We start from the raw sequence: 22,333 nt of genomic DNA, 5'->3' as shown, positions 1-22,333 counted from the left end.
ATTTGATGCCAGACTGGCGGGACTCACGGGCGTATCCCGGAAGGGAAGACCACCATGATCCTCGTCAAGACAGAAGCCGGCCACCAGGCACTGAAGGACCGCTCGGTCCCGCTTTCGCCACGCCAGCGCTCGGCGTTCATCCTGTTCGACGGCAAGCGCTCGGTCGATGACGTGCTGGCTGCCGGCATGGGCATCGTCCGCGAAGACATCGACCAGATGGTCGCTCTGGGTGTGCTGGAGCCGGTGGCGGGAAGCGCGACGCCTTCTGCGGAGAGTGCCGCGCCTGTCCAGGGCTCTTCCGGTCGCAGCAAGCAGCAGCGCTATAAGGATGCCTATCCCATCGCGACCCAGCTGACCGGCGGCCTGGGGCTGAAGGGCTTCCGGCTCAACCTCCAGGTCGAGGCCGCGACGGGCTACGACGACCTGCTGGCGCTGGCGCCGAAGATCCGCGCGGCCGTCGGCGCCGAGAAGGCCGCGCCGCTCGACAAGGCGCTCAACGACTGAGCAACTTGCCGGATCGCTTCCGGCAGGGCTATAATTGCCGGCTTTGCCTTGCCACACTGCGCCCGACGCTGCAGGTGGCTTTTCCTCTTCCTCGGAAGAATCCACAAGGAGTGCCATGCGTCACTACGAAATCATTTTGCTGATCCACCCGGATCAGAGCGAACAAGTTCCGGCCATGCTGGAGCGCTACAAGGGCCTGATCACGGCCGGCGGCGGCAAGGTCCACCGCGTTGAAGACTGGGGCCGCCGTCAGCTGGCCTACCAGATCAACAAGCTCAACAAGGCCCACTACCTGTGCGTCAACATCGAAGCTGAGCAAACCGTGATGGGCGAACTGGAACACGCGTTCAAGTTCAACGACGCCGTTCTGCGTCACCTGACCGTCCAGAAGAAGAAGGCCGAAACTGGTCCTTCGTCGATGATGAAGACGGTCGAGCGCGAAGAGGCCCGCAAGGCCCAGCAGGCCGAGTACGCCGCCAACAACAACTGATGGCGTGACTGCCGCCGCTGCGGCAACCGGGGTCAACCAGCTTCTGCTGACCGCCTCCGTTGCCGAACTCGGAACCCTGCGATTCACGCCAGCCGGCTTGCCAGCCATAGATCTGAAGCTCGAACACGAGTCGACGCTCCAGGAGGCAGGAAAGCCCAGGCAGGTGAAGACGGCCCTCAAGGCCGTTGCCTTCGGCGCCATCGCCGAACGGCTCGCAAGACAGTCGATGGGAAGTCTCTGGCGTTTTCAGGGCTTCCTCGCGACACCGGGCAACGGCAAGCATCCGGTCCTGCACATCCAGGATTTTCAGCAAGATTAATTTTCGACAAGAGGTCCCGAAATGGCCACGTTCAAGAAATTCAACAAAGACAAGCGCCCGAAGCGCAACACCCAGTCGCTGCTGTTCAAGCGCAAGCGCTTCTGCCGCTTCACCGTCGCTGGCGTCGAGGAAATCGACTACAAGGACATCGACACGCTGCGTGACTTCATCAGCGAAAACGGCAAGATCATCCCCGCACGCCTGACCGGCACGCGCGCGATCTACCAGCGCCAGCTGAACACCGCCATCAAGCGCGCGCGCTTCCTGGCCATGGTGCCGTACAGCGACCAGCACCGCGTCTAAGGAGCCGACACCATGCAAATCATTCTTCTGGACAAGGTTGTCAACGTCGGCGCCCTGGGCGACATCGTCAAGGTCAAGGACGGCTACGCACGTAACTTCCTGATCCCGTCGGGTCGCGCTCGCCGCGCTACCGCCGCCAACAAGGCCGAATTCGAAGCCAAGCGCGCCGAACTCGAAAAGGCTGCGGCCGCCAAGCTGGCCGAATCGCAAGCCCAAGGCGAAAAGCTCGGTGGCACGACCATCAAGCTGACGCAAAAGGCTGGCGTCGACGGCCGTCTGTTCGGCTCGGTCACCAACGGCGACATCGCCGAAGAACTGGGCAAGCAAGGCTACAAGGTTGCCAAGGCGCAAGTGCGCCTGCCCAACGGTCCGATCAAGATCGTTGGCGACAGCACCGTGAGCGTTGCCCTGCACACCGACGTGGTGGTCGACATCACCGTGACGGTCTACGGCGAAACCGCCTGATCTTCCACAGCGCCTCGTGCGCTGCACAAAAGCCGCCTTCGGGCGGCTTTTGTTTTTCTGGGAGCGAGTTGTCCCGTCTTTTCCAGCCGATTGCACTGGAAGATCACCGTTTATTCACAACCTTGTCCACACGCGCATCGACCTGCGCGGCTTAGCATGCAGGGTTGCAAGGGAAGTCCATGTCCGCCGTTTTCTCCTATGCCGACAACGATCCGTCGGCAGACCGCCAAGTCGCTCAACTGCGCATTCCGCCTCACTCCATCGAGGCCGAATCGAGCGTGCTCGGCGGCCTGCTGCTCGACAACGGCGCCTGGGACCGCATGGGCGACCTGCTGGTCGACGGCGACTTCTACCGCCATGAGCACAAGCTGATCTACGCGGCCATCGGCGGGCTGATCAACGCCAGCAAGCCGGCCGACGTGATCACCGTCTACGAGCAGCTGCAGAACCTCGGCAAGGCCGACGAGATCGGCGGGCTGGTCTACCTGAATTCGCTCGCGCAGTACGTGCCCAGCGCGAGCAACATTCGCCGCTATGCCGAGATCGTGCGCGAGCGCTCCATTCTTCGCAAACTGGTTTCCGCCAGCGACGAGATCGCCACCAACGCCTTCAATCCGCAAGGCAAGGCGGTGGACAAGATCCTCGACGAGGCCGAGCAGAAGATCTTCAACATCGGCGAGGAAGGCACGCGGATGAAGCAGGGCTTCCAGAGCATGGATGCCCTGGTGGTCGACCTGCTCGACCGCGTGACGGAGATGGCCGAGAACCCGAACGACATCACGGGCGTTCGGACCGGCTTCAACGACTTCGACAAGATGACTTCGGGCCTGCAGCCGGGCGACATGATCGTGCTGGCCGCGCGCCCCTCGATGGGCAAGACCTCGCTCGCGATCAACATCGCCGAGCATGTGGCGCTCGACGAAGGCCTGCCGGTGGCCGTGTTCTCCATGGAAATGGGCGCCGCCCAGCTGGCGGTGCGTATCGTGGGCTCCATCGGCCGCATCGACCAGGGTCACCTGCGCACCGGCAAGCTCACCGACGAGGAATGGCCGCGGCTCACCGAAGCCATCGAGAAGCTGCGCACCGTGTCGCTGCACATCGACGAGACGCCGGGCCTCTCGACCAGCGAGCTGCGCGCCAACGCACGCCGCCTGGCGCGCCAGTACGGGCGCCTGGGCCTGATCGTGGTCGACTACCTGCAGCTCATGTCGACCAGCAGCTCGGGCGACGAGAACCGCGCCACTGCCGTGGGCGAAATCTCGCGCGGCCTGAAGATGCTTGCGAAGGAGCTGAAGTGCCCGGTGATCGCGCTGTCGCAGCTCAGCCGCGGCGTGGAGAGTCGTACCGACAAGCGTCCCATGATGAGCGACTTGCGCGAATCCGGCGCCATCGAGCAGGACGCGGACATCATCATGTTCATCTACCGCGACGACTACTACAACAAGGAGTCGAAGGAGCCGGGCGTGGCCGAGGTGATCATCAGCAAGCACCGTAACGGCCCGACCGGCACCGTCAAGCTGGCCTTCCTGAAGCCGCTCACCAAGTTCGAGAACCTGGTCGGCTACAGCAACAACGACGAGTACTGATCCGGCGCCGCCAAGGCGTTGAAGAAGAAGAGGGCCGTCAGCCCGTGTTGCCGTTCTTGCCGCTGCCGTTGTTCCACGGCGGCGGCGTGCCCGGCTTCTGCGGCACCACCTTGCCTTGCGCCGTCTCGGCGTTGACCTGCCGCAGCAGGTCGGCCAGCGTCTTGCCTGCTTCGTCGCGAAATCGATCGGGCAGCACTTCGATCGCATCCATGCGGTCCAGGCGGAAGCCCCGGAAGTCGTCGCGCAGCTCGCACCATGTCGAGAGCGTCCAGACCTTGCCCCAATAGAAGCAGCCCAGCGGACGCACCGTGCGCTCGCTGGCGTCGCCCGATACGTCGCGGTAGTGCAGCCGCAGCTTGTTGTGCGACTGCGTCGCCTCGCGCAGCGTCTGCAGCCGCGCGCGCAGGGTGTCGTCCAGGCCCAGTCCCGGGGCATAGAGCGCCAGCGCCTCGGCCGAGACGCGCGCCGCGGGCGGCAGCACCGACAGGATCTTGCCCAGCCCGGTCTCGATGTCGCGCGCCAGTGCCGGATCGACCCAGCTCTGCGCGAGCCGCGCCGCGGCCACGAGCGCCGCGGCCTCGTCCTGCGTGAACATCAGCGGCGGCAGCTCGAAGCCCGCGCCCAGCCGGTAGCCCACGCCGGCCTCGCCCTCGATGGGCACGCCCTGGTGCTGCAGGTCGGCGATGTCGCGATACACCGTGCGCTCCGACACCTCGAGGCGCTGCGCAAGGAATGCGGCCGTAGTCAGCCGGCGGCCGCGGATGAGCTGCACGAGCTGGAAGAGGCGGTCGGCGCGGCGCATCAGCGGGCTCCGTTGAGCTTCTTTGCGAAGTCTTCGACGAAATAGCGCTTGCCGCGCTGCACGACCGTGTGGCCCTCGGCCTCGAGCCTCGACATCTGTGCTTCGATGCCGCCGGGGTACTTGGGGTTGAGCTCGCCGCCGATCTTGAGGGTGCGCCACCAGGGCGCTGCGCTTTCCGTCTTCGGTGTTTCCTCGGCGGCGTGCGCGACCATGTGCGCGAAGATCGCCGTGGTCACGGTGCAGCCGATGGTCGCCTGGTGGCGCAGCGCGATGTCTTCGCCGATGCCCATCACCGTCGCGAGTCGGCCCTCGGGAATGTTGCGCATCGCTGCCTCTACTTCCTGCGGCGATGGCGTGGCGATGGTTCCCTCGCCGTGCCGGGAGCGCATGGCGGCGGGAATCTCCTTGACGCTCGGCAGGTGGGGGTAGCTGGCCAGTCGGTCGCGCCAGCTCTTCTTCGTGGTGCTCATGAAACTCCGATGTGGATCGCCACCTTGTCCGGCCCTTCATAGGCTTCGAAGTCGCTGCGATACCGGCGGGCAACCTCGGGGTGCGCCTCGAAATACTGCCAGATGCGCTCCCAGGTGGCGATCACCATCTGCGGCATCTGGCCCTGGCCGTTGAAGACCAGATAGTCGCCGGCCTCCACGGGAAGGCTGCCATCGCCGCCGGAGACGGCGACGCCCGCCGTCACGTCGAAGGCGCCGTGGGCGTCCGATTCGTAGGCCGAGTAGACGCTGAAGATGCGGGCGTCGCCGGTGCGGTCCGGCGTCGATGCATAGGTTTCCTCGCCGAAGAAGCGGCCCCACAGCTTTCCGATGCGTGCCGTGGCCGGGTCGCTCTCCTCGCGGTTGGTGGTGCGGATGGTGAGGCCCGCGACGCGGAACGCGTCATGGTGCTGGCGAACTGGTTCCATTTGGTTTTTCCTCAGAGCGATAGTGTTTTCAGGTCGGCCTTCATGGCCTGGGCGATCAGTTTCATGTCGGCATCGGTGACGTCGAACATGCCGAAGCGGAACTTGTAGCCCCACTGCTTTGGGTTCTCGATGAAGGCCAGCCGCTCGATCAGCGGGGCGATCGGCGTCTCGTGCCCGGCAGCGTAGACCATGTCGCGCCGCCACGGCACGAAGCCGTTGCCCATGTCGAATTCGTACGGCTCGCCCGGCTGCACGATGCCGATCGACACGAAGCTTTGCAGCTTGTCCGTGCCTCCGAACACCGAGGCCGGCGAGTAGTAGGCCACGCGGTCGCCCGCCGAGAGCCGCTTGAGCGGCGCGTGCTTGCCGTGGCCGACCTGCATGTAGCCGAGCGGCCGGTGGTCGCGGCCGCGCCGTGCATGCTCGGCGCTGGCCACAGCGATCCAGTTGCGCTGTGCCACGGTGGATCACTCCTGCGCGTGCAGGCCGACTTCGTTGCCCTCGGTGTCGCGCAGGTGGGCGATGAAGCCCAGGCCGGGCGGCAGGGCGGACTTGGGCGCCACGATCTGCCCGCCGGCCGCCTCGACGCGTGCCAGCACGGCGTCGATGCTGGGGTTGCAGTCGAGATAGATGCGGATGCCCGTGCCGGCGCGTGCGCTGCCATTGGCGCCGGCCTGCAGCGCGCCGCCTGTGGCGGGCTTGTCGTGGGGGAAGATGGCCAGCGTCTCGCCGCCGAAGTCCTCGCGGCGCAGCTTGCGCGCGAGCACTGTCTCGTAGAAGGCCTGGGCGCGGTCGATGTCGGTGACCGGGATCTCGAACCAGGTGATGGCGTTCTGCATTTCGAGGCTCTCTTTCTTTCGTTGCGTTGGAAGGAGCCCGGATGGTGCTGCCGGCCTACTGACAGCGTCTTGTCAGTAGCCTGTCACCACGGATGAAAAAAGCCCGCGCTGCTCGGGGAGAGCAGGCGCGGGCTCGTGTGGGGCGGTGCCCCGGGGGATCAGAGGACGTCGCTGGCGAAATCGGCCAGTCGCGAGCGTTCGCCGCGCGCCAGCGTGATGTGCCCGCCATGCGGCCAGCCCTTGAACTTGTCGACCGCGAAGGTCAGGCCCGAGGAGCCTTCCGTGAGGTACGGCGTGTCGATCTGCGCGAGGTTGCCCATGCAGATGATCTTCGTGCCGGGGCCGGCGCGGGTGATCAGCGTCTTCATCTGCTTGGGCGTGAGGTTCTGCGCCTCGTCGATGATCACGTACTTGTTGAGGAAGGTGCGCCCGCGCATGAAGTTCATGCTCTTGACCTTGATGCGGCTGCGGATCAGCTCGTTGGTGGCCGCGCGGCCCCATTCGCCGGCGCCGCCGCCGTCACCCTTGGCCAGGAACTCGAGGTTGTCGTCGAGCGCGCCCATCCAGGGGCCCATCTTTTCCTCTTCGGTGCCGGGCAGGAAGCCGATGTCCTCGCCCACGCTCACGGTGGCGCGGGTCATGATGATCTCGGTGTAGCGGCGGTCGTCCAGCACCTGCGTGAGGCCCGAGGCCAGCGCCATCAGGGTCTTGCCGGTGCCGGCGGTGCCGGTCAGCGTGACGAAGTCGATCTCCGGGTCCATCAGCAGGTTCATCGCGAAGTTCTGCTCGCGGTTGCGGGTGTTCACGCCCCACACGGCGTTCTTGCCCGAGCTGTAGTCCTTGAGCGTCTTGAGCACCGCCGTCTTGTCGCGGATCTCGGTGACGCGGGCATACATGCTCGGCTCGCCGGGCGCCTCGAAGTACACGAACTGGTTGATGAACAGGTTGGGCACCAGCGGGCCGGTGATCCGGTAGAAGGTGTTGCTGCCGCTCTGCCAGCTTTCGATGGTCTTGCTCTGGCGGGTCCAGAAGTCGGCCGGCAGCGCCAGCGAACCCGCGTAGAGCAGGTCGCCGTCTTCCAGCGTCTTGTCGTTCTGGTAGTCGTCGGCGGCCAGGCCCAGCGCGCGCGCCTTGACGCGCATGTTGATGTCCTTCGACACCAGCACCACTTCCTGCTTCGGCCGGCCGGGGCGGTCCTTGGCGTATTCGTCGCGCAGCGCGTGCACCACGCCGAGGATCTGGTTGTCGGCCTTGCCCTGGGGCAGGCTGATCGGCAGGGAGTAGTCGAGCGGGGCGGTCTGGAAGAACAGCCGGCCGCCGGCCTCGCGGTGGCCGGTGGTGTCGAGCTTCAGGCCCTTGTCGATGTCGGCGTCCTGGGCGGCGGCCAGAGCGTCGAGCGTGCGGCTGGTCTGGCGGCCGTTGCGGGCGACTTCGGTGGTGCCCTTCTTGTGGCCGTCGAGCTCCTCCAGCACGATCATCGGCAGGAAGATGTCGTGTTCCTCGAAGCGGAACAGGCACATCGGGTCGTGCAGCAGCACGTTGGTGTCGAGCACGAACAGCTTGGCCGGACCGGTCGATTTGCTGCGCTTGGCGCGCGCCGGAGGCTGCGGCGCTGCAGCGGGAGCCGAGACGGGCTCTGCGGCGGGCACCTTGGTTTCGACCTGCACGAGCGCCTGCGGCTGCGGTGCGCTCACGGGTGCGGGCGTGGATTTCGACGATTTGGCCCGGCGCGCCGGGCGCACGCCTTCGCCGCCGCCAGCGCCTTCGGTGCCTAGGCTGTCGAACAATTCCAGTGGCTGAGGACTGCGCGCCACGGCTTCGTCAGCGCGCGAATCACCGGAGCGTCGCGAGCCGCGGTGCGAGGATCGGGCGGGCGCGTCGAGTGCGTCCGGCGAGAGCAGTGCAGCGCGTTTCGTGGGTGCGGGAGGCAGTGGCATGTGTCAGATCGCTCGCAGAAAGTGGGAACCAGAAAACGAAAAAGCCGCCTGAAGACCAAGGCGGCTTTGTTCGGAGGATGCGGTCGTGGAGCTCAACGGCATGAGGCCATTATGCACACCGCGGATGACGCGCCGGAGGCTCTTTACGCGCCGCGTTGGGCAATTCCCACGCGGAAGCGGAAAAGCGCACGACCGGCTTGCCGGACGGCGGTCAGGCGGCCTTCTTGAGTGCCTTGACGGCCTTGAGCACGTCGTCGACATGGCCGGGAACCTTGAGCCCGCGCCATTCGGCCTTCAGGATGCCGTCGGCGCCGATCAGGAAGGTGCTGCGCTCGATGCCCTTGACCTTCTTGCCGTACATGATCTTGTTCTTGACCACGCCGAACATGTGGCACATTTTTTCTTCGGTGTCGGCGATGAGCTCGAAGGGCAGCTCGAGCTTGGCCTTGAATTCGTCGTGCGACTTCATGTTGTCGCGCGACACGCCGAACACGGTGGCGCCGGCCTTTTCGAAGTCCTTGTAACGATCGCGGAACTGCATCGCTTCGGTGGTGCACCCCGGAGTGTTATCTTTCGGGTAAAAATACATGACCAGCACGTGGCCGAGATGCGAGGTGTTCGAGACCTTGATGCCGCCCGTGGCGTTGGCGTCGAATTCAGGAATGGGTTTGTTGACAACGATCGCCATGAAACTTGTTTTCTCCGTTAGATTCCGTTCCCGAGCCCTCTCGCCCTGTTTCGCCCAGGGCTTGCTCAAGGAATGGAGGATTGGTCGTTGCTAACTTTGGGGTAGCCGGCCTGTTCGCAACCCGGTATTTTACCCCGAAAACACCTCTATCAGCCACCCGCCGGGCTCTCGACCAGCAGGGCGGCGATCACGTGCCGGCCTTCTCCGGCCAGGATGTTGTAGGTCCGGCAGGCTGCCGCCGTATCCATGGTCTCCACGCCGGTGCGCTGGGCCATCAGCGGCTTCAGCCAGGCGGGCTGGGGGAAGCGGATGCGGTTTCCGCTGCCGAAAATGATCAATTCGGCGCCCAGGGTCGCCAATTGCGCGAAATGTTCGGCGCCGAGCTGGTCGAAGCTCGAACAATTCCACTCGAAGCGCTCGCCGCGCGAGCCAACCACTACGCTGCCTTCTACTTTTTCGTTGTTGATCGCCACCCAGCCTGGGCCGTGTGCGGTGAGCGATTGAGCGTCGGATTTGTCGGGCTGGAGCTTCATCTGGGCGCTGGGAACTGTGGTCAAATTATAGGTTTTCCCTAGTGCCACGGGGCTCGCAAGGGCCTTTGATTCCGCGTAAGCAAACTCTAACCCGCGCCCGGGAGGGCCCTTTGAAGCAGCTCAAGAAATCGGCCAAGCTGGCCAACGTCCTCTATGACATCCGCGGTCCCATCATGGACGCGGCCAAGCAGATGGAAGAGGACGGCCAGAAGATCATCAAGCTCAACATCGGCAACCTTGCCGTGTTCGGTTTCGATGCTCCGGAGGAAATCCAGCAGGACATGATCCGCAACCTGCCCACCTCGGCCGGTTACTCCGACAGCAAGGGCGTCTTCGCGGCACGCAAGGCGGTGATGCATGAGACGCAGAAGCAGGGCATCGCGGGCGTCACCCTCGACGACATCTACCTGGGCAACGGCGCCAGCGAGCTGATCGCCATGTCCACCAACGCGCTGCTCAACGACGGCGACGAGCTGCTTCTGCCGGCCCCCGACTACCCGCTGTGGACCGCCTCCACCAGCCTGTCCGGCGGCACGCCGGTGCACTATCTGTGCGACGAGGCCAACGGCTGGATGCCCAACCTCGACGACATCCGCGCCAAGATCACGCCGCGCACCAAGGGCATCGTGGTCATCAACCCGAACAACCCGACTGGCGCGCTGTACTCCGACGCGCTGCTCAAGAGCATCGTCGACATCGCGCGCGAGCACGGCCTCGTGATCTTCGCCGACGAGGTCTACGACAAGGTGCTCTACGACGGCGCGAAGCACACGGCCATCGCCAGCCTGTCGACCGACGTGCTCACGCTCACCTTCAACTCGCTTTCCAAGAGCTACCGCTCCTGCGGCTACCGCGCCGGCTGGCTCGTGGTGTCGGGCGACAAGCGCAGCGCGCAGGACTACATCGAGGGCCTGAACATGCTCTCGAACATGCGCCTGTGCGCCAACGTGCCTGGCCAGTGGGCCATCCAGACAGCGCTCGGCGGCTACCAGAGCATCAACGACCTCGTCTGCGATGGCGGCCGCCTGCGCCGCCAGCGCGACCTGGCCTACGAGCTGATCACCGCCATCCCGGGCGTGAGCTGCGTCAAGCCGACCGCCGCGCTCTACATGTTCCCCAAGCTCGACCCGGAGGTCTATCCGATCGAGGACGACCGCCAGTTCTTCCTCGAGCTGCTGAAGGAAACCCGCGTGATGCTGGTGCAGGGCACCGGCTTCAACTGGGCCACGCCCGACCACTTCCGCATCGTGTTCCTGCCCCATGAGGACGACCTGCGCGAGGCCATCAACCGCATCGCGAAGTTCCTGGAGCAGTACCGCTTGCGCCGCAAGTCGCGCCAATGATCCCTGCCCGCATCGCTGCCGCAGCGGCGCTGTCGTTCGCCGCACTGTCCGCCGGCGCCGCCGGCAAGGACGGCGTCTCGTTCTCGCACAACGACTGGGAGCTGGCCTGCGACAACACCCGTACCTGCCGTGCCGCCGGCTACCAGTCCGAAGGCGCGGACATCACGGAACCGGTGTCGATGCTCATCACGCGCAAAGCGGGCCCGGGCACATCCATCGAAATCGAACTCCAGACCGGCGGCGAGAAGGCAACCAAGGGCCCGGTGCGCTTCAAGGTCGGCAAGGCCACCTTGTCCAGCCTCAAGGACAGCTCCACCAGCCTCGACCAGGATCAGGTCCGCGCGGTGCTCCCCGAGTTGCTCAAGAACGACGATGCCACGCTCATGGACCGCGGCGGACAGAAGTGGGTTCTCTCGCTCTCCGGCCTCAATGCCGTGCTGCTGAAGATGGACGAGGTCCAGGGCCGTGTCGGTACGCCGGGCGCGCTCGTGCGCCGCGGCAGCAAGCCCGAATCCACGGTGCTGCCGCCGGTGCCAGCGCCCGTCGTGCACGTGGTCGTGCCGCCGAAGGCGCGCCCCGGCGATGACGGCCTGGCCGCGCGCATCTTCCCCTCGCTGAAGCAGTCCGATGCCAAGGACGGTTGCAACAACCACGACGACTTCAACGCCAAGTCGCTGAACGTCTCGCGCCTGACCGATCGCAAGGTGCTGCTGTCCTTCGGCTGCGGCATGGGCGCCTACAACTACTCCAGCCTGCTCTGGATCGCCAACGACAAGCCGCCCTATGCGCCCGTCGCCATCGAGGCCAACGGCGACTTCGACGAGAAGGACGGCAGCGTCACCTCCTCGATGAAGGGCCGCGGCATCGGCGACTGCTGGTCGAGCGAGACCTGGAGCTTCAACGGCAAGGACTTCGTGCGCACCGCCGCCGCGGGCGACGGCATGTGCCGCGGCTTCGCGGGCGGTGCCTGGAGCCTGCCGCGCTATGTCACCCGCGTGGAGCTTTCCGAGCCGTCCGCCACCCCATCCAAACCATGAACGCCATGAGTGCGATCCTCCCAATGAAACCCATCCAAGTAGGCCTGCTCGGTGCAGGCACGGTCGGCAGCGGCACCTTCAAGGTGCTCCAGCGCAACCAGGAAGAAATCAAGCGCCGCGCCGGCCGCGGCATCGAGATCACCATGGTGGCCGACCTCGACACCGCCCGCGCCCGCGAAGTGGCAGGCGAGGGCGTGAAGGTGGTCAGCGATGCGCGCGAAGTCATCGCCAACCCCGAGATCGACATCGTCATCGAGCTCATCGGCGGCTACGGCATCGCCAAGCAGCTGGTGCTCGAGGCCATTGCGGCCGGCAAGCACGTGGTCACGGCCAACAAGGCGCTGCTCGCGGTGCACGGCACCGAGATCTTCGCGGCCGCGCACGCCAAGGGCGTGATGGTGGCCTTCGAGGCCGCGGTGGCCGGCGGCATCCCGATCATCAAGGCGCTGCGCGAGGGCCTCACGGCCAACAGCATCCAGTGGCTGGCCGGCATCATCAACGGCACCACCAACTTCATCCTCTCGGAGATGCGCGACAAGGGCCTGGACTTCGCGACCGTGCTCAAGGAAGCGCAGCGCCTGGGCTACGCCGAAGCCGACCCGACCTTCGACATCGAGGGCGTGGACGCGGGCCACAAGGTCACGCTGATGAGCGCCATCGCCTTCGGCATCCCGGTGCAGTTCGACAAGGCGCACATCGAGGGCATCACCAAGCTCGCCGCGCAGGACATCAGGTACGCCGAGCAGCTGGGCTACCGCATCAAGCTGCTGGGCGTGACCAAGCGCACCGCCAAGGGCATCGAGCTGCGCGTGCATCCCTCGCTGGTGCCGTCGAAGCGTCTGCTGGCCAACGTCGAAGGCGCGATGAACGCGGTGGTGGTGCACGGCGACGCCGTTGGCACCACGCTCTACTACGGCAAGGGCGCAGGCAGCGAACCCACCGCCAGCGCCGTGATCGCCGACCTGGTCGACATCACCCGCCTGCACACGGCAGACGCCGCGCACCGCGTGCCGCACCTGGCCTTCCACCCCGATGCGATGAGCGACCTGAAGGTGCTGCCGATGTCGGAAGTCGTCACCAGCTACTACCTGCGCCTGCGCGTGGCCGACCAGGCCGGCGTGCTCGCGAAGGTCACGGGCCTGCTCGCCACCGCCGGCATCAGCATCGACGCCGTGCTGCAGCGCGAAGCCGATGAAGTGGGCGGCGAAGGCTCGACCCAGACCGACCTGATCATTCTCACGCACGACGCGCGCGAAGGCACAGTCAACGACGTGCTGGCCGAGCTGCAGGCGCTGCCGACCGTGCTGGAGCCGATCGTGCGCATCCGCAAGGAAGAGCTGTCCTGAGCTGATCGTCGCCATGGAATGCCGTCGTGCCCACGCTCATCGCCACATTCGCGCTGGTCGGATTGCTCCGCTTCGCGCACGTGGACATGCCGCGCTGGCACCTGGCGTTTGGGTTCGCGGTGCTGGTCGTGCTGGCCTTGTTCGCCAGCCTCGGCTGGCGGCAGCTCGTGCTCAACGGCGCGGGCAGCTTTCTCGCGGCCTGGGCGTATTTCTCGGCGCTCGATGCGACCGACAACGTCGAGTACCGCGTCCCGCACTACTTCATTCTTTTCTTCGGCATGCTGGCGCTGATCGGCTCCCGCTTCTGGCTTGATCTGCGCCACTATGGAATTGGCCTCTAGGAACATCCCGTGAACTACCTGAGCACCCGCGGTCACCCCGACCGCAAGCGCTTCTGCGAAATCCTCCTCGAAGGCCTCGCGCCCGATGGCGGCCTCTACCTGCCCGAGCAGTACCCGCAGATCGACACCGCCACGCTCGCCAAATGGCGCAAGCTGCCGTACGCCGAGCTGGCCTTCGAGATCCTCTCGCTCTACATCGACGACATTCCGTCGGCCGACCTGAAGGCGATCTGCGCGAAGACCTACACCGCCGAGGTGTTCGGCACGGACGAGATCGTTCCGCTGCGCGAGCTGGAAGACGGCGTGTACCTCGAAGCCCTGTCCAACGGCCCCACGCTGGCCTTCAAGGACATGGCGATGCAGCTGCTGGGCAACCTGTTCGAGTACGAGCTGGCCCGCCGCGGCGCCGAGCTCAACATCCTGGGCGCCACCAGCGGCGACACCGGCAGCGCGGCCGAGTACGCCATGCGCGGCAAGAAGGGCGTGCGCGTCTTCATGACCTCGCCCGACGGCCGCATGAGCCCGTTCCAGCAGGCGCAGATGTTCAGCCTGCAGGACGCGAACATCCACAACATCGCCATCACCGGCGTGTTCGACGACTGCCAGGACATCGTCAAGGCGGTGTCGAACGACCTGGCCTTCAAGCGCAAGTACCGCATCGGCACGGTCAACTCGATCAACTGGGCGCGGCTGCTGGCGCAGGTCGTCTATTACTTCGCCGGCTACTTCCAGGCCACCGCGAGCAACGACAAGCCGGTGAGCTTCACCGTGCCCTCGGGCAACTTCGGCAACGTCTGCGCGGGCCACGTGGCCCGCTCGATGGGCCTGCCGATCCACACGCTGGTGGTCGCCACCAACGAGAACGACGTGCTCGACGAGTTCTTCCGCACCGGCGTCTACCGCGTGCGCGCCGCGGTCGACACGCACGAGACCTCCAGCCCGTCGATGGACATCAGCAAGGCCAGCAACTTCGAACGCTTCGTGTTCGACCTGGTCGGCCGCGATCCCGCCAAGCTGCGCAAGCTGTTCGTGGACGACCTGGGCCTGAACGGCAGCTTCGACCTGAGCGCCGATCCGGCGTTCGCGCAGGCCGCCGGGCGCTTCGGCTTCCGCAGCGGCCGCAGCACGCATGCCGACCGTCTGGCCACCATCCGCGACACCGACAAGCGCTTCGCCACGCTGGTCGATCCGCACACGGCCGACGGCCTCAAGGCCGCTCGCGAGCAACTCACCCCCGGCGTGCCGATGGTGGTGCTCGAAACCGCGCTGCCTATCAAGTTCGCCGCCACGCTGGTCGAAGCGCTTGGCGAGGAGCCCGCGCGTCCGAAGAAGTTCGAGGGCATCGAGGCGCTGCCCAAGCGCGTCGTCAAGCTGCCGGCCGACGCGGAAGCCGTGAAGGCTTTCATCGCAGAAAACTGTGACTGACGGCGGCGGCTCTCCGGCATGAAGGTCGTCGGTTTCGCCGGCTACTCGGGCGCGGGCAAGACCACGCTGCTCGAGCGCCTCATTCCCGCGCTCAAGCGGCTCGGCCAGCGCGTGTCGGTGGTCAAGCACGCGCACCACAAGTTCGACATCGACCATCCCGGCAAGGACACGTACCGCCATCGCGAGGCCGGTGCCTTCGAGGTGGTCGTCGCTTCCGACAAGCGGCTGGCGGTGATGCGCGAGTTCGAGGTTCCCGTCGAGCTCAGCGTGCACCAGCTGCTGGCCGAGGCGCATCCGGCCGCCGACTGGGTGCTGGTCGAGGGTTTCCGGCACAGCGACCTGCCCAAGATCGAGATCTGGCGCGAGCCGGGGGCGGGCGAGGCTTTGCGCCCCGTGCTGTATCCCGACGATCCCTTCGTCGTCGCCGTGGCCACCGATGCGCCCGCCGGCCTGCCGCAGCCCACCGAGCGGCCGCTCTTCGACCTCAACGATGCCGAGGCCATTGCGAAGTGGTTGATCGACAGCGGCGACCGCTTCGAATACAACCCCGATCACCATGGCTGATTCACCCGTTCCCTTCGCCGCTTCGTCCTCGCGCCCGCCGCTGATGCCTCTCGACGAGGCGATCGCGACGCTGCTCGCGAAGGCGACGCCGGTGCTGCCCTCCGAAAGCGTCGGCACCTTCGACGCCGATGGCCGCGTGCTGGCGCAGGATCTCGTTTCCGGCCTCACGGTGCCGCCGCGCGACAACAGCGCGATGGACGGCTACGCCGTGCGCGTGGCCGACTGCGCCGCGCCGGGCGCGGAGCTGAAGGTGGCCCAGCGCATTCCCGCCGGCACCGTGGGCGCGCCGCTCGTGGCCGGCACCGCGGCGCGCATCTTCACTGGCGCGCAGATCCCCGAGGGCGCCGACGCCGTCGTGATGCAGGAAGACACCGCCGCCACGCCGCAGGAAGGCGGCCTGGGTTCGGTGCGCATCGCCATCGTCCCGGCAGCCGGCCAGTGGATTCGCCGCGCGGGCGAGGACGTGGCCTCCGGCGACGTCGTGCTCAAGAAGGGCGAGCGCCTGACCCCCGCGGCGCTGGGCCTTGCGGCCAGCGTCGGTTTCGACCGCCTGCAGGTCGCGCGCAAGCCGCGCGTGGCCATGCTCTCCACCGGCGACGAGCTGGTGATGCCCGGCGAGGTCGCCCCCGGCGCGATGAAGCCCGGCGCCATCTACAACTCCAACCGCTTCTTCATGCGGGCCCTGCTGCACAGGTTGGGCTGCGAGGTGAACGACCTGGGCATCGTGCCCGACAACCGCGAAGCCACCATCGTGGCGCTGCGCGACGCGGCCGAGGCGAGCGACCTGATCATCACGACCGGCGGTGTTTCCGTCGGCGAGGAAGACCACATCCGCGCGGCGCTGCAGTCGCTGGGCGAGCTGCAGCTGTGGTCGCTGTCGATGAAGCCCGGCAAGCCCTTCGCCTACGGCTCCATCGCGCGCAGCAGCGGGCAGGGCGCCTGCCATGTGACGGGGCTGCCGGGCAACCCGGTGTCGAGCTTCCTCACCTTCCTGATGCTGGTGAGGCCCTTCCTGCTGACGCTTCAGGGCGCCACGCGCGTTGCGCCCGAGTCGGTGAAGATCCGCGCCGATTTCGACTGGCCGCGCGCCGACAAGCGCCGCGAGTTCCTGCGCGTGCGGCGCAATGCGGCCGGCGGCCTCGATCTGTTCGGCAACCAGAGTTCGGGCGTGCTCACCTCGATGGTCTGGGGCGACGGCGTGGTCGACAACCCGGCGGGCAGGACGATCAAGTCGGGCGACATCGTCGACTTCATTCCCTTCGCATCGCTGCTGGGCTGAATCGCATGAAAGTCCAGGTCCGTTATTTCGCCTCGGTGCGCGAGGCGCTTTCCAGCAGCGGCGAAGCCGTCGAGACGCGAGCCGAAACGCTTTCGGCCCTGCGCGACGAGTTCATCGGCAGGGGCGGCGCCTACGCCACCGCGCTTGCTCGCGGCAAGGCGGTGCGCATGGCGCTCGACCAGGTCATGAGCGACGAAGCCGCGGCCCTGCGAGAAGGCTGCGAGGTCGCCTTCTTCCCGCCCGTTACGGGCGGTTGAGCCGGGCGTCCAGCGCCACGAGGCGCTCGCGCAGGCTGTCGGACGCACGGGTCATCGGCGAGCGCAGTTCGTCGCGCATTTCGCCGGCGTGGGCCAGAAGCGCCTTCACCGGACCGGGATTCGGCTCGGCAAACAGCAGTTCCACCAGCGGCTGCAGCGCCTGCCATTCAGCGCGGGCCTCCGCCAGCCGGTTGTCCGCCAGCAGCTTCACCAGCCGCACGAAGCGCCGTGTCTGCACATTGCCGCTGGCCGCTATGGCGCCCACGCCGCCTTCGGCCATGGTGCCGAAGATCTGGTGGTCCTCGCCCGTCAGCACCTGCAGACGGCCGTCGGCGATCACCGCGCGCGTCTTGGCCATGTCGCCGCCGCAGTCCTTGATACCGCGGATGCGGGGATGCTCGGCCAGCGCCAGCAGTGTCTCGCGGGCGATGCTGACGCCGGTGCGGTAGGGAATGTCATAGACCAGCACGGGCACCGAGCTGGCGTCGGCGATGGCATGGAACCATTCGAGCAGACCGGCCTGCGAGGGGCGAACATAGTGCGGCGCGGCCACCAGAAGGCCCGCCAGCGGGCGTTCGGAGAGCCTGCGTGCCCAGGCCGTGGCCTTGCCCAGGTGATAGCCGGAGATCCCCATCACGACCGGCAGGCCGCCGGCCGCGCCCAGCACCGTGTCGAGCACGGCCAGCTGCTCGGTCTCGTCGAGCGCGGCGGCCTCGCCGGTGGAGCCGCAGGGCACGAAGCCGGTCACGCCGTCGTCGGCAAGGCGCCGGACCAGCGAGGCGAGGGCGGTGTGGTCGACCGCGCCGTCGCGGAACGGAGTGACGAGGGCCACCCAGAAACCGGAAAAGTCGGGGGTGTCGGGGCTTGGTTGTTGTTGAGGCACGCGGGCTTCCTTTCAGGAATCGACCGATGGAAAGAACCACCGTCCGATGCGCGCGCAACCCAGGAGGGGCCAAAGCCTTCTGCAGGTTCCGTCGCTCATCCGACGACGGAACCTCGGCTCCGGTCAGACGAGCTTTGGTTTTTTGGCTTTGTTGCTGCTGCCTTGGCCTGCGCGGCGGCCTTCGGGGTGCGAAGGCACCGGGAAGAGCGTGGGCGTGGCGAGGCAGGGCATCGGCGCAGTCTATCGCGATGCCACAATTCGGACATGAGCGTTGCGCGTGTTTCGATCCAGACGAACGATTTCGACCTCTCGCGGGAGGTCGCCACGTTGCGCGACGGCGACAAACGCGTGGGCGCCGTCTGCAGCTTCGTCGGCACGGTGCGCGACCGCAACGACGGCAGCAGCGTCTCGTCGATGGAGCTGGAGCACTACCCCGGCATGACCGAGAAGGCCATCGAGGCCATGATCGACGAGGCCCATCGCCGCTTCGACATCCTGGGGGCGCGCGTGATCCATCGCGTCGGGCTGCTGCAGCCCGAGGACCAGATCATGATGGTGGCGGTGGTCTCGGCCCATCGCGGCCAGAGCTTCGAGGCCTGCGAGTTCCTGATGGACTACCTCAAGACCCAGGCGCCCTTCTGGAAGAAGGAGCAGACGCCCGAAGGCGCCCGCTGGGTCGATGCGCGCGTAGCCGACGACGCGGCCCTGGCGCGCTGGGGCATCAGCGCCCCGAACGCCTGAGAACCCTGTTCAGAGTGGCTTGAAGCCGCTCGATTGAATGATCTTTTCCCAGGTCTGCGTGTACGTGCGCACGCGCCCCGCGAACTGGCCCTGCGGCTCGTAGCCCACCGTCAGGCCCATGGTCGTGAGCTTCTGCTTCACGTCGGGCATGGCCAGCACCTTCTGCAGCGCGTCGCCGTACTTGTCGATGATCGGTTGCGGCGTGCCCACGGGCGCGAAGATGCCGTAGTAGGGCAGGTCTTCCAGGTTCGAGAAGCCCAGCTCGGTGAAGGTCGGCACGTTCGGGATCACGGCCTGCCGCTTGGAACCGATGGAGGCCACGATGCGCACCTTGCCCGCCTTGTGGTTCTCGATGAAGTCCGGCACCGAGGCGATGCCCGCGGTGATCTGGTTGCCCAGCATGTCGGCCGTCATGGGCGCGCTGCCGCGGTAGGGCGCGGGCTGCACGTCGATCTTGTACTTGTCCGAGATCATCTTCACCAGGAACTCCGGAATCGAGGCCGGCGCCGGGATGCCGATGGTTTCCTTGCCGCCCTTCTGCGTGCGGACCCATTTCACGTACTCGTCGATGCTCTTGGCCGGCGTGCCGCCCGACACCGCCAGCACGTTGGCGAAGGTGGCGAAGCCGGCCACGGGCACGAAGTCGGTGGCGGGGTTGAAGCCCGGGTTCTTCACCACCTGCGGCAGGATCGAGATGGTGTGGTCGTGCGACAGGAACAGCGTGTGGCCGTCGGCCGGCGAAGACTTCAGCACCGTCGCCGCGATCTGGCCGCCCGCGCCGGCGCGGTTCTCGACCACCACCGGCACGCCCAGCACGTCCTTGAGTTTTTCGCCCAGCGTGCGTGCAATGGCGTCGGTGCCGGCACCGGCGGGGAAGCCCACCAGCAGGCGGATCGGCGTGCCGCTCTGCGCCTGGGCCGGTGCCAGCGCGGCACCCGACAGACCCAGCGCCAGCAGCATTTGCACCCCGAGCGACACGACATTGCGCCTTGAAAAGGACATGATGGACTCCAAAAACAGCAGAAGTGGAAAGAACAAGAAAAAGCCCCGCAAGCGTTTTCGCACTTGAAGGGACGGCCGACGTCCCTATTTTGAATGCAGGAATCAAGCCATGCGACAAGACAAACTCACCACCAAATTTCAGGAAGCACTGGGCGACGCGCAGTCGCTCGCACTGGGCAACGACAACGCCTACATCGAACCAGCCCACCTGCTGGTCGCGATGCTGCGCCAGGACGACGGCCCGCGCGCCCTGCTGGAGCGTGCCGGCGTCAACGTCCCGGGCCTGACGCAGGCGGCCGAGGCCGCCATCAAGAAGCTGCCGCAGGTGCAGGGCCACGACATCGTGCAGGTCGGCCCCGAGCTCGGCAAGCTGCTGCAGGCCACCGAGAAGGAAGCCATCAAGCGCAATGACCAGTTCATCGCCGGCGAACTCTTCCTGCTGGCGCTGGCCGACAGCAAGGCTGACATCGGCAAGATCGCCAAGGAAAACGGCCTGAGCCGCAAGTCGCTCGAGGCCGCCATCGACGCCGTGCGCGGCGGGCAGGGCGTGAACAGCGCCGACGCCGAAGGCCAGCGCGAAGCCCTCAAGAAATACACCCTCGACCTCACCGAGCGCGCCCGGCTGGGCAAGCTCGACCCGGTCATCGGCCGCGACGAGGAAATCCGCCGCGCCATCCAGGTGCTGCAGCGCCGCACCAAGAACAACCCCGTGCTCATCGGCGAACCCGGCGTGGGCAAGACCGCCATCGTCGAAGGCCTGGCGCAGCGCATCGTTGCGGGCGAAGTGCCCGATTCGCTCAAGGGCAAGCGCGTGCTGTCGCTCGACATGGCTGCGCTGCTGGCCGGTGCCAAGTTCCGCGGTGAATTCGAAGAGCGCCTGAAGACCGTGCTCAACGAGCTTGCGAAGGACGAAGGCCAGACCATCGTCTTCATCGACGAGCTGCACACCATGGTCGGCGCCGGCAAGGCCGAGGGCGCCATGGACGCGGGCAACATGCTCAAGCCGGCGCTCGCGCGCGGCGAGCTGCACTGCGTGGGCGCCACCACGCTCGACGAGTACCGCAAGTACATCGAGAAAGACGCCGCCCTGGAGCGCCGCTTCCAGAAGATCATCGTGGGCGAGCCCAGCGTGGAGGCCACCATCGCCATCCTGCGCGGCCTGCAGGAGAAGTACGAAGTGCACCACGGCGTGCAGATCACCGACCCGGCCATCGTGGCCGCGGCCGAGCTGAGTGACCGCTACATCACCGACCGCTTCCTGCCCGACAAGGCCATCGACCTGATCGACGAGGCCGCGGCCAAGATCAAGATCGAGATGGACTCCAAGCCCGAGGTCATGGACCGCCTCGACCGCCGGCTGATCCAGCTGCAGATCGAGCGCGAAGCCGTGCGCCGCGAGAAGGACGAGGCCTCGCAGAAGCGCCTCGGCCTGATCGAGGACGAGATCGAGAAGCTGCAGAAGGAGATCGCCGACTACGACGAGATCTGGCAGGCCGAGAAGGCCCAGGCCCAGGGCAGCGCGCAGGTGCGCGAAGACGTGGACAAGATCAAGTTCCAGATCGAGGAATGGAAGCGCAAGGGCGACTTCAACAAGGTCGCCGAGCTCCAGTACGGCCAGCTGCCGGCGCTCGAGAAGCGCCTGAAGGAAGCCGAGGCCAGCGAGGCCACCAAGGGCAAGTCCAGCGCGCCCACGTTGCTGCGCACGCAGGTCGGTTCGGAAGAAATCGCCGAGGTCGTGGCTCGTGCCACCGGCATTCCGGTCGCCAAGCTGATGCAGGGCGAGCGCGACAAGCTGCTCGTGATGGAAGACAAGCTGCACGAGCGCGTGGTCGGCCAGGACGAGGCCATCGGCGCGGTCGCCAACGCGATCCGCCGCTCGCGCTCGGGCCTCTCCGATCCGAACCGCCCGACCGGCTCGTTCCTGTTCCTCGGCCCCACGGGCGTGGGCAAGACCGAGCTGTGCAAGGCGCTCGCGGGCTTCCTGTTCGACAGCGAAGACCACCTGATCCGCATCGACATGAGCGAGTTCATGGAGAAGCATTCGGTCGCACGCCTGATCGGCGCGCCGCCGGGCTACGTGGGCTACGAGGAGGGCGGCTACCTCACGGAAGCCGTGCGCCGCAAGCCCTACAGCGTGGTGCTGCTCGACGAGGTCGAGAAGGCCCACCCCGACGTGTTCAACGTGCTGCTGCAGGTGCTCGACGATGGCCGCCTCACGGACGGCCAGGGCCGTACCGTGGACTTCAAGAACACCGTGATCGTGATGACGAGCAACATCGGCTCGCCCATCATCCAGGCCATGGTGGGCAAGCCCTCGGAAGAGATCAAGGAAGCGGTGTGGGACGAGCTGAAGAACTACTTCCGCCCCGAGTTCCTGAACCGCATCGACGAGACGGTCGTGTTCCATGCGCTCGACGCGAAGAACATCGAATCGATCGCTGCGATCCAGCTCAAGGTGCTGCAGGCGCGGCTCGCGAAGATGGACCTGGGCCTGGAGGTGTCGCCGGCGGCGCTGGCGGAGATCGCCAAGGTCGGCTTCGATCCGGTGTTCGGCGCGCGTCCGCTGAAGCGCGCGATCCAGCAGCGCATCGAGAACCCGCTGTCGAAGCTGCTGCTCGACGGAAGCTTCGGGCCGAAGGACACGATCGAGGTCACGACCGACCCGATCCAGTCGCCCGGCCAGTTCGCCTTCCGAAAGGCGGGGGAACCAACGGCGGTCGCTTCGGCCTAAAG

At 66.4% G+C, this 22,333-nt stretch carries 26 protein-coding genes; 16 read left to right on the top strand and 10 right to left on the bottom strand.

Annotated elements, in window-relative coordinates:
* Positions 1–54 precede the first annotated feature (54 nt).
* The 6 genes from ABL840_RS26545 (at position 55) to dnaB (ending at position 3,667) form a co-directional block, all read left to right on the top strand.
* Positions 55–504 carry a hypothetical protein gene (locus ABL840_RS26545; protein WP_093303869.1) on the top strand — a complete coding sequence of 150 codons (450 nt, stop codon included), beginning with the start codon at positions 55–57 and terminating at the stop codon, positions 502–504.
* Between the two features lie 115 nt (positions 505–619).
* Positions 620–994: a 30S ribosomal protein S6 gene (gene rpsF, locus ABL840_RS26540; protein WP_019655917.1), complete on the top strand. Its 375-nt coding sequence runs from the start codon at positions 620–622 to the stop codon at positions 992–994.
* 4 nt (positions 995–998) lie between these two features.
* Entirely contained in the window at positions 999–1,313 is a 315-nt protein-coding gene (gene priB, locus ABL840_RS26535; protein ID WP_093203337.1) for a primosomal replication protein N, read from the top strand.
* Positions 1,314–1,334: 21 nt separating this feature from the next.
* Complete coding sequence (rpsR, locus tag ABL840_RS26530; RefSeq protein ID WP_007830781.1) at positions 1,335–1,616, top strand: 30S ribosomal protein S18; 282 nt, start codon at positions 1,335–1,337, stop codon at positions 1,614–1,616.
* Between the two features lie 12 nt (positions 1,617–1,628).
* Entirely contained in the window at positions 1,629–2,081 is a 453-nt protein-coding gene (gene rplI / locus ABL840_RS26525) for a 50S ribosomal protein L9 (protein WP_093203335.1), read from the top strand.
* Between the two features lie 179 nt (positions 2,082–2,260).
* A complete protein-coding gene (dnaB, locus tag ABL840_RS26520; protein WP_093203332.1) occupies positions 2,261–3,667 on the top strand; it encodes a replicative DNA helicase in 1,407 nt (468 codons plus the stop codon).
* 37 nt (positions 3,668–3,704) lie between these two features.
* On the opposite strand, the gene ABL840_RS26515 is transcribed toward dnaB, so the two are convergent.
* From ABL840_RS26515 to ABL840_RS26480, 8 genes are all read right to left on the bottom strand, one after another.
* Complete coding sequence (locus ABL840_RS26515) at positions 3,705–4,469, bottom strand: helix-turn-helix transcriptional regulator (protein ID WP_093203329.1); 765 nt, start codon at positions 4,467–4,469, stop codon at positions 3,705–3,707.
* A complete protein-coding gene (locus tag ABL840_RS26510; protein WP_093303872.1) occupies positions 4,469–4,939 on the bottom strand; it encodes an MGMT family protein in 471 nt (156 codons plus the stop codon). Before ABL840_RS26510 ends, ABL840_RS26515 begins: the two co-directional genes overlap by 1 nt.
* Complete coding sequence (locus ABL840_RS26505) at positions 4,936–5,385, bottom strand: GyrI-like domain-containing protein (protein WP_093203324.1); 450 nt, start codon at positions 5,383–5,385, stop codon at positions 4,936–4,938. Before ABL840_RS26505 ends, ABL840_RS26510 begins: the two co-directional genes overlap by 4 nt.
* Before the next feature lie 11 nt (positions 5,386–5,396).
* Positions 5,397–5,846 carry an EVE domain-containing protein gene (locus tag ABL840_RS26500; protein ID WP_093303875.1) on the bottom strand — a complete coding sequence of 150 codons (450 nt, stop codon included), beginning with the start codon at positions 5,844–5,846 and terminating at the stop codon, positions 5,397–5,399.
* A gap of 6 nt (positions 5,847–5,852) precedes the next feature.
* On the bottom strand, positions 5,853–6,224 hold the full coding sequence (locus ABL840_RS26495; protein ID WP_093303877.1) for a VOC family protein: 372 nt from the start codon (positions 6,222–6,224) through the stop codon (positions 5,853–5,855).
* 158 nt (positions 6,225–6,382) lie between these two features.
* Positions 6,383–8,161 (bottom strand): PhoH family protein, encoded by a 1,779-nt coding sequence (locus ABL840_RS26490; RefSeq protein WP_093303880.1) that lies wholly within the window; start codon positions 8,159–8,161, stop codon positions 6,383–6,385.
* A gap of 211 nt (positions 8,162–8,372) precedes the next feature.
* On the bottom strand, positions 8,373–8,849 hold the full coding sequence (locus ABL840_RS26485; protein WP_019655927.1) for a peroxiredoxin: 477 nt from the start codon (positions 8,847–8,849) through the stop codon (positions 8,373–8,375).
* A 149-nt stretch (positions 8,850–8,998) separates the two neighbouring features.
* Entirely contained in the window at positions 8,999–9,382 is a 384-nt protein-coding gene (locus ABL840_RS26480) for an Mth938-like domain-containing protein (protein ID WP_093077666.1), read from the bottom strand.
* Between the two features lie 110 nt (positions 9,383–9,492).
* Between ABL840_RS26480 and ABL840_RS26475 the strand changes: the two genes are divergently transcribed.
* From ABL840_RS26475 to ABL840_RS26440, 8 genes are read left to right on the top strand one after another with little or no spacing between them, the layout of a single operon-like run.
* Positions 9,493–10,725 (top strand): pyridoxal phosphate-dependent aminotransferase, encoded by a 1,233-nt coding sequence (locus ABL840_RS26475; RefSeq protein ID WP_093303884.1) that lies wholly within the window; start codon positions 9,493–9,495, stop codon positions 10,723–10,725.
* Positions 10,722–11,762 carry a DUF1176 domain-containing protein gene (locus ABL840_RS26470; protein ID WP_093303886.1) on the top strand — a complete coding sequence of 347 codons (1,041 nt, stop codon included), beginning with the start codon at positions 10,722–10,724 and terminating at the stop codon, positions 11,760–11,762. The genes ABL840_RS26475 and ABL840_RS26470 overlap by 4 nt, the downstream gene beginning before the upstream one ends.
* A 23-nt stretch (positions 11,763–11,785) precedes the next feature.
* A complete protein-coding gene (locus ABL840_RS26465) occupies positions 11,786–13,108 on the top strand; it encodes a homoserine dehydrogenase (RefSeq protein WP_093203307.1) in 1,323 nt (440 codons plus the stop codon).
* A gap of 26 nt (positions 13,109–13,134) precedes the next feature.
* On the top strand, positions 13,135–13,449 hold the full coding sequence (locus ABL840_RS26460; RefSeq protein WP_093303889.1) for a response regulator: 315 nt from the start codon (positions 13,135–13,137) through the stop codon (positions 13,447–13,449).
* A gap of 9 nt (positions 13,450–13,458) precedes the next feature.
* On the top strand, positions 13,459–14,874 hold the full coding sequence (gene thrC / locus ABL840_RS26455; protein WP_093203304.1) for a threonine synthase: 1,416 nt from the start codon (positions 13,459–13,461) through the stop codon (positions 14,872–14,874).
* A gap of 18 nt (positions 14,875–14,892) precedes the next feature.
* Positions 14,893–15,438, top strand: coding sequence for a molybdopterin-guanine dinucleotide biosynthesis protein B (mobB, locus tag ABL840_RS26450; RefSeq protein ID WP_093203301.1), 546 nt, complete (start codon positions 14,893–14,895; stop codon positions 15,436–15,438).
* A complete protein-coding gene (gene glp, locus ABL840_RS26445) occupies positions 15,431–16,717 on the top strand; it encodes a gephyrin-like molybdotransferase Glp (RefSeq protein ID WP_093303891.1) in 1,287 nt (428 codons plus the stop codon). Before mobB ends, glp begins: the two co-directional genes overlap by 8 nt.
* Before the next feature lie 5 nt (positions 16,718–16,722).
* Entirely contained in the window at positions 16,723–16,974 is a 252-nt protein-coding gene (locus tag ABL840_RS26440) for a MoaD/ThiS family protein (protein ID WP_093303893.1), read from the top strand.
* Here the strand turns inward: ABL840_RS26440 and dapA are convergent.
* Complete coding sequence (dapA, locus tag ABL840_RS26435) at positions 16,961–17,857, bottom strand: 4-hydroxy-tetrahydrodipicolinate synthase (protein ID WP_093303895.1); 897 nt, start codon at positions 17,855–17,857, stop codon at positions 16,961–16,963. The two genes, ABL840_RS26440 and dapA, sit on opposite strands and share 14 nt — an antisense overlap.
* Positions 17,858–18,121: 264 nt before the next feature.
* Here dapA and ABL840_RS26430 point away from each other — a divergent pair, with 264 nt between their 5' ends.
* A complete protein-coding gene (locus tag ABL840_RS26430; RefSeq protein WP_093303898.1) occupies positions 18,122–18,598 on the top strand; it encodes a molybdenum cofactor biosynthesis protein MoaE in 477 nt (158 codons plus the stop codon).
* 9 nt (positions 18,599–18,607) lie between these two features.
* Here ABL840_RS26430 and ABL840_RS26425 read toward each other — a convergent pair whose 3' ends face one another.
* Positions 18,608–19,600 carry a Bug family tripartite tricarboxylate transporter substrate binding protein gene (locus ABL840_RS26425; protein WP_093203289.1) on the bottom strand — a complete coding sequence of 331 codons (993 nt, stop codon included), beginning with the start codon at positions 19,598–19,600 and terminating at the stop codon, positions 18,608–18,610.
* Positions 19,601–19,709: 109 nt separating this feature from the next.
* Between ABL840_RS26425 and clpB the strand changes: the two genes are divergently transcribed.
* Entirely contained in the window at positions 19,710–22,331 is a 2,622-nt protein-coding gene (gene clpB, locus ABL840_RS26420) for an ATP-dependent chaperone ClpB (protein ID WP_093203286.1), read from the top strand.
* Positions 22,332–22,333: the final 2 nt, after the last annotated feature.

Origin of the sequence: Variovorax sp. NFACC27 (assembly GCF_048301545.1) — a bacterium.
In the GTDB taxonomy this organism is placed as follows: domain Bacteria; phylum Pseudomonadota; class Gammaproteobacteria; order Burkholderiales; family Burkholderiaceae_C; genus Variovorax; species Variovorax gossypii.
The sequence above is the reverse complement of the archived record's forward strand: the minus strand, read 5'-3'. Positions and strand labels throughout refer to the sequence as shown.

Coding starts and splice junctions, on each gene's coding strand:
- ABL840_RS26430 (WP_093303898.1), top strand. CDS start 18,122: ATGAGCGTTGCGCGTGTTTCGATCCAGACGAACGATTTCGACCTCTCG.
- ABL840_RS26425 (WP_093203289.1), bottom strand. CDS start 19,600: ATGTCCTTTTCAAGGCGCAATGTCGTGTCGCTCGGGGTGCAAATGCTG.
- ABL840_RS26480 (WP_093077666.1), bottom strand. CDS start 9,382: ATGAAGCTCCAGCCCGACAAATCCGACGCTCAATCGCTCACCGCACAC.
- rpsF (WP_019655917.1), top strand. CDS start 620: ATGCGTCACTACGAAATCATTTTGCTGATCCACCCGGATCAGAGCGAA.
- rpsR (WP_007830781.1), top strand. CDS start 1,335: ATGGCCACGTTCAAGAAATTCAACAAAGACAAGCGCCCGAAGCGCAAC.
- ABL840_RS26440 (WP_093303893.1), top strand. CDS start 16,723: ATGAAAGTCCAGGTCCGTTATTTCGCCTCGGTGCGCGAGGCGCTTTCC.
- rplI (WP_093203335.1), top strand. CDS start 1,629: ATGCAAATCATTCTTCTGGACAAGGTTGTCAACGTCGGCGCCCTGGGC.
- ABL840_RS26465 (WP_093203307.1), top strand. CDS start 11,786: ATGAAACCCATCCAAGTAGGCCTGCTCGGTGCAGGCACGGTCGGCAGC.
- ABL840_RS26495 (WP_093303877.1), bottom strand. CDS start 6,224: ATGCAGAACGCCATCACCTGGTTCGAGATCCCGGTCACCGACATCGAC.
- glp (WP_093303891.1), top strand. CDS start 15,431: ATGGCTGATTCACCCGTTCCCTTCGCCGCTTCGTCCTCGCGCCCGCCG.
- ABL840_RS26470 (WP_093303886.1), top strand. CDS start 10,722: ATGATCCCTGCCCGCATCGCTGCCGCAGCGGCGCTGTCGTTCGCCGCA.
- ABL840_RS26505 (WP_093203324.1), bottom strand. CDS start 5,385: ATGGAACCAGTTCGCCAGCACCATGACGCGTTCCGCGTCGCGGGCCTC.
- ABL840_RS26485 (WP_019655927.1), bottom strand. CDS start 8,849: ATGGCGATCGTTGTCAACAAACCCATTCCTGAATTCGACGCCAACGCC.
- clpB (WP_093203286.1), top strand. CDS start 19,710: ATGCGACAAGACAAACTCACCACCAAATTTCAGGAAGCACTGGGCGAC.
- ABL840_RS26515 (WP_093203329.1), bottom strand. CDS start 4,469: ATGCGCCGCGCCGACCGCCTCTTCCAGCTCGTGCAGCTCATCCGCGGC.
- ABL840_RS26490 (WP_093303880.1), bottom strand. CDS start 8,161: ATGCCACTGCCTCCCGCACCCACGAAACGCGCTGCACTGCTCTCGCCG.
- dnaB (WP_093203332.1), top strand. CDS start 2,261: ATGTCCGCCGTTTTCTCCTATGCCGACAACGATCCGTCGGCAGACCGC.
- ABL840_RS26510 (WP_093303872.1), bottom strand. CDS start 4,939: ATGAGCACCACGAAGAAGAGCTGGCGCGACCGACTGGCCAGCTACCCC.
- ABL840_RS26545 (WP_093303869.1), top strand. CDS start 55: ATGATCCTCGTCAAGACAGAAGCCGGCCACCAGGCACTGAAGGACCGC.
- mobB (WP_093203301.1), top strand. CDS start 14,893: ATGAAGGTCGTCGGTTTCGCCGGCTACTCGGGCGCGGGCAAGACCACG.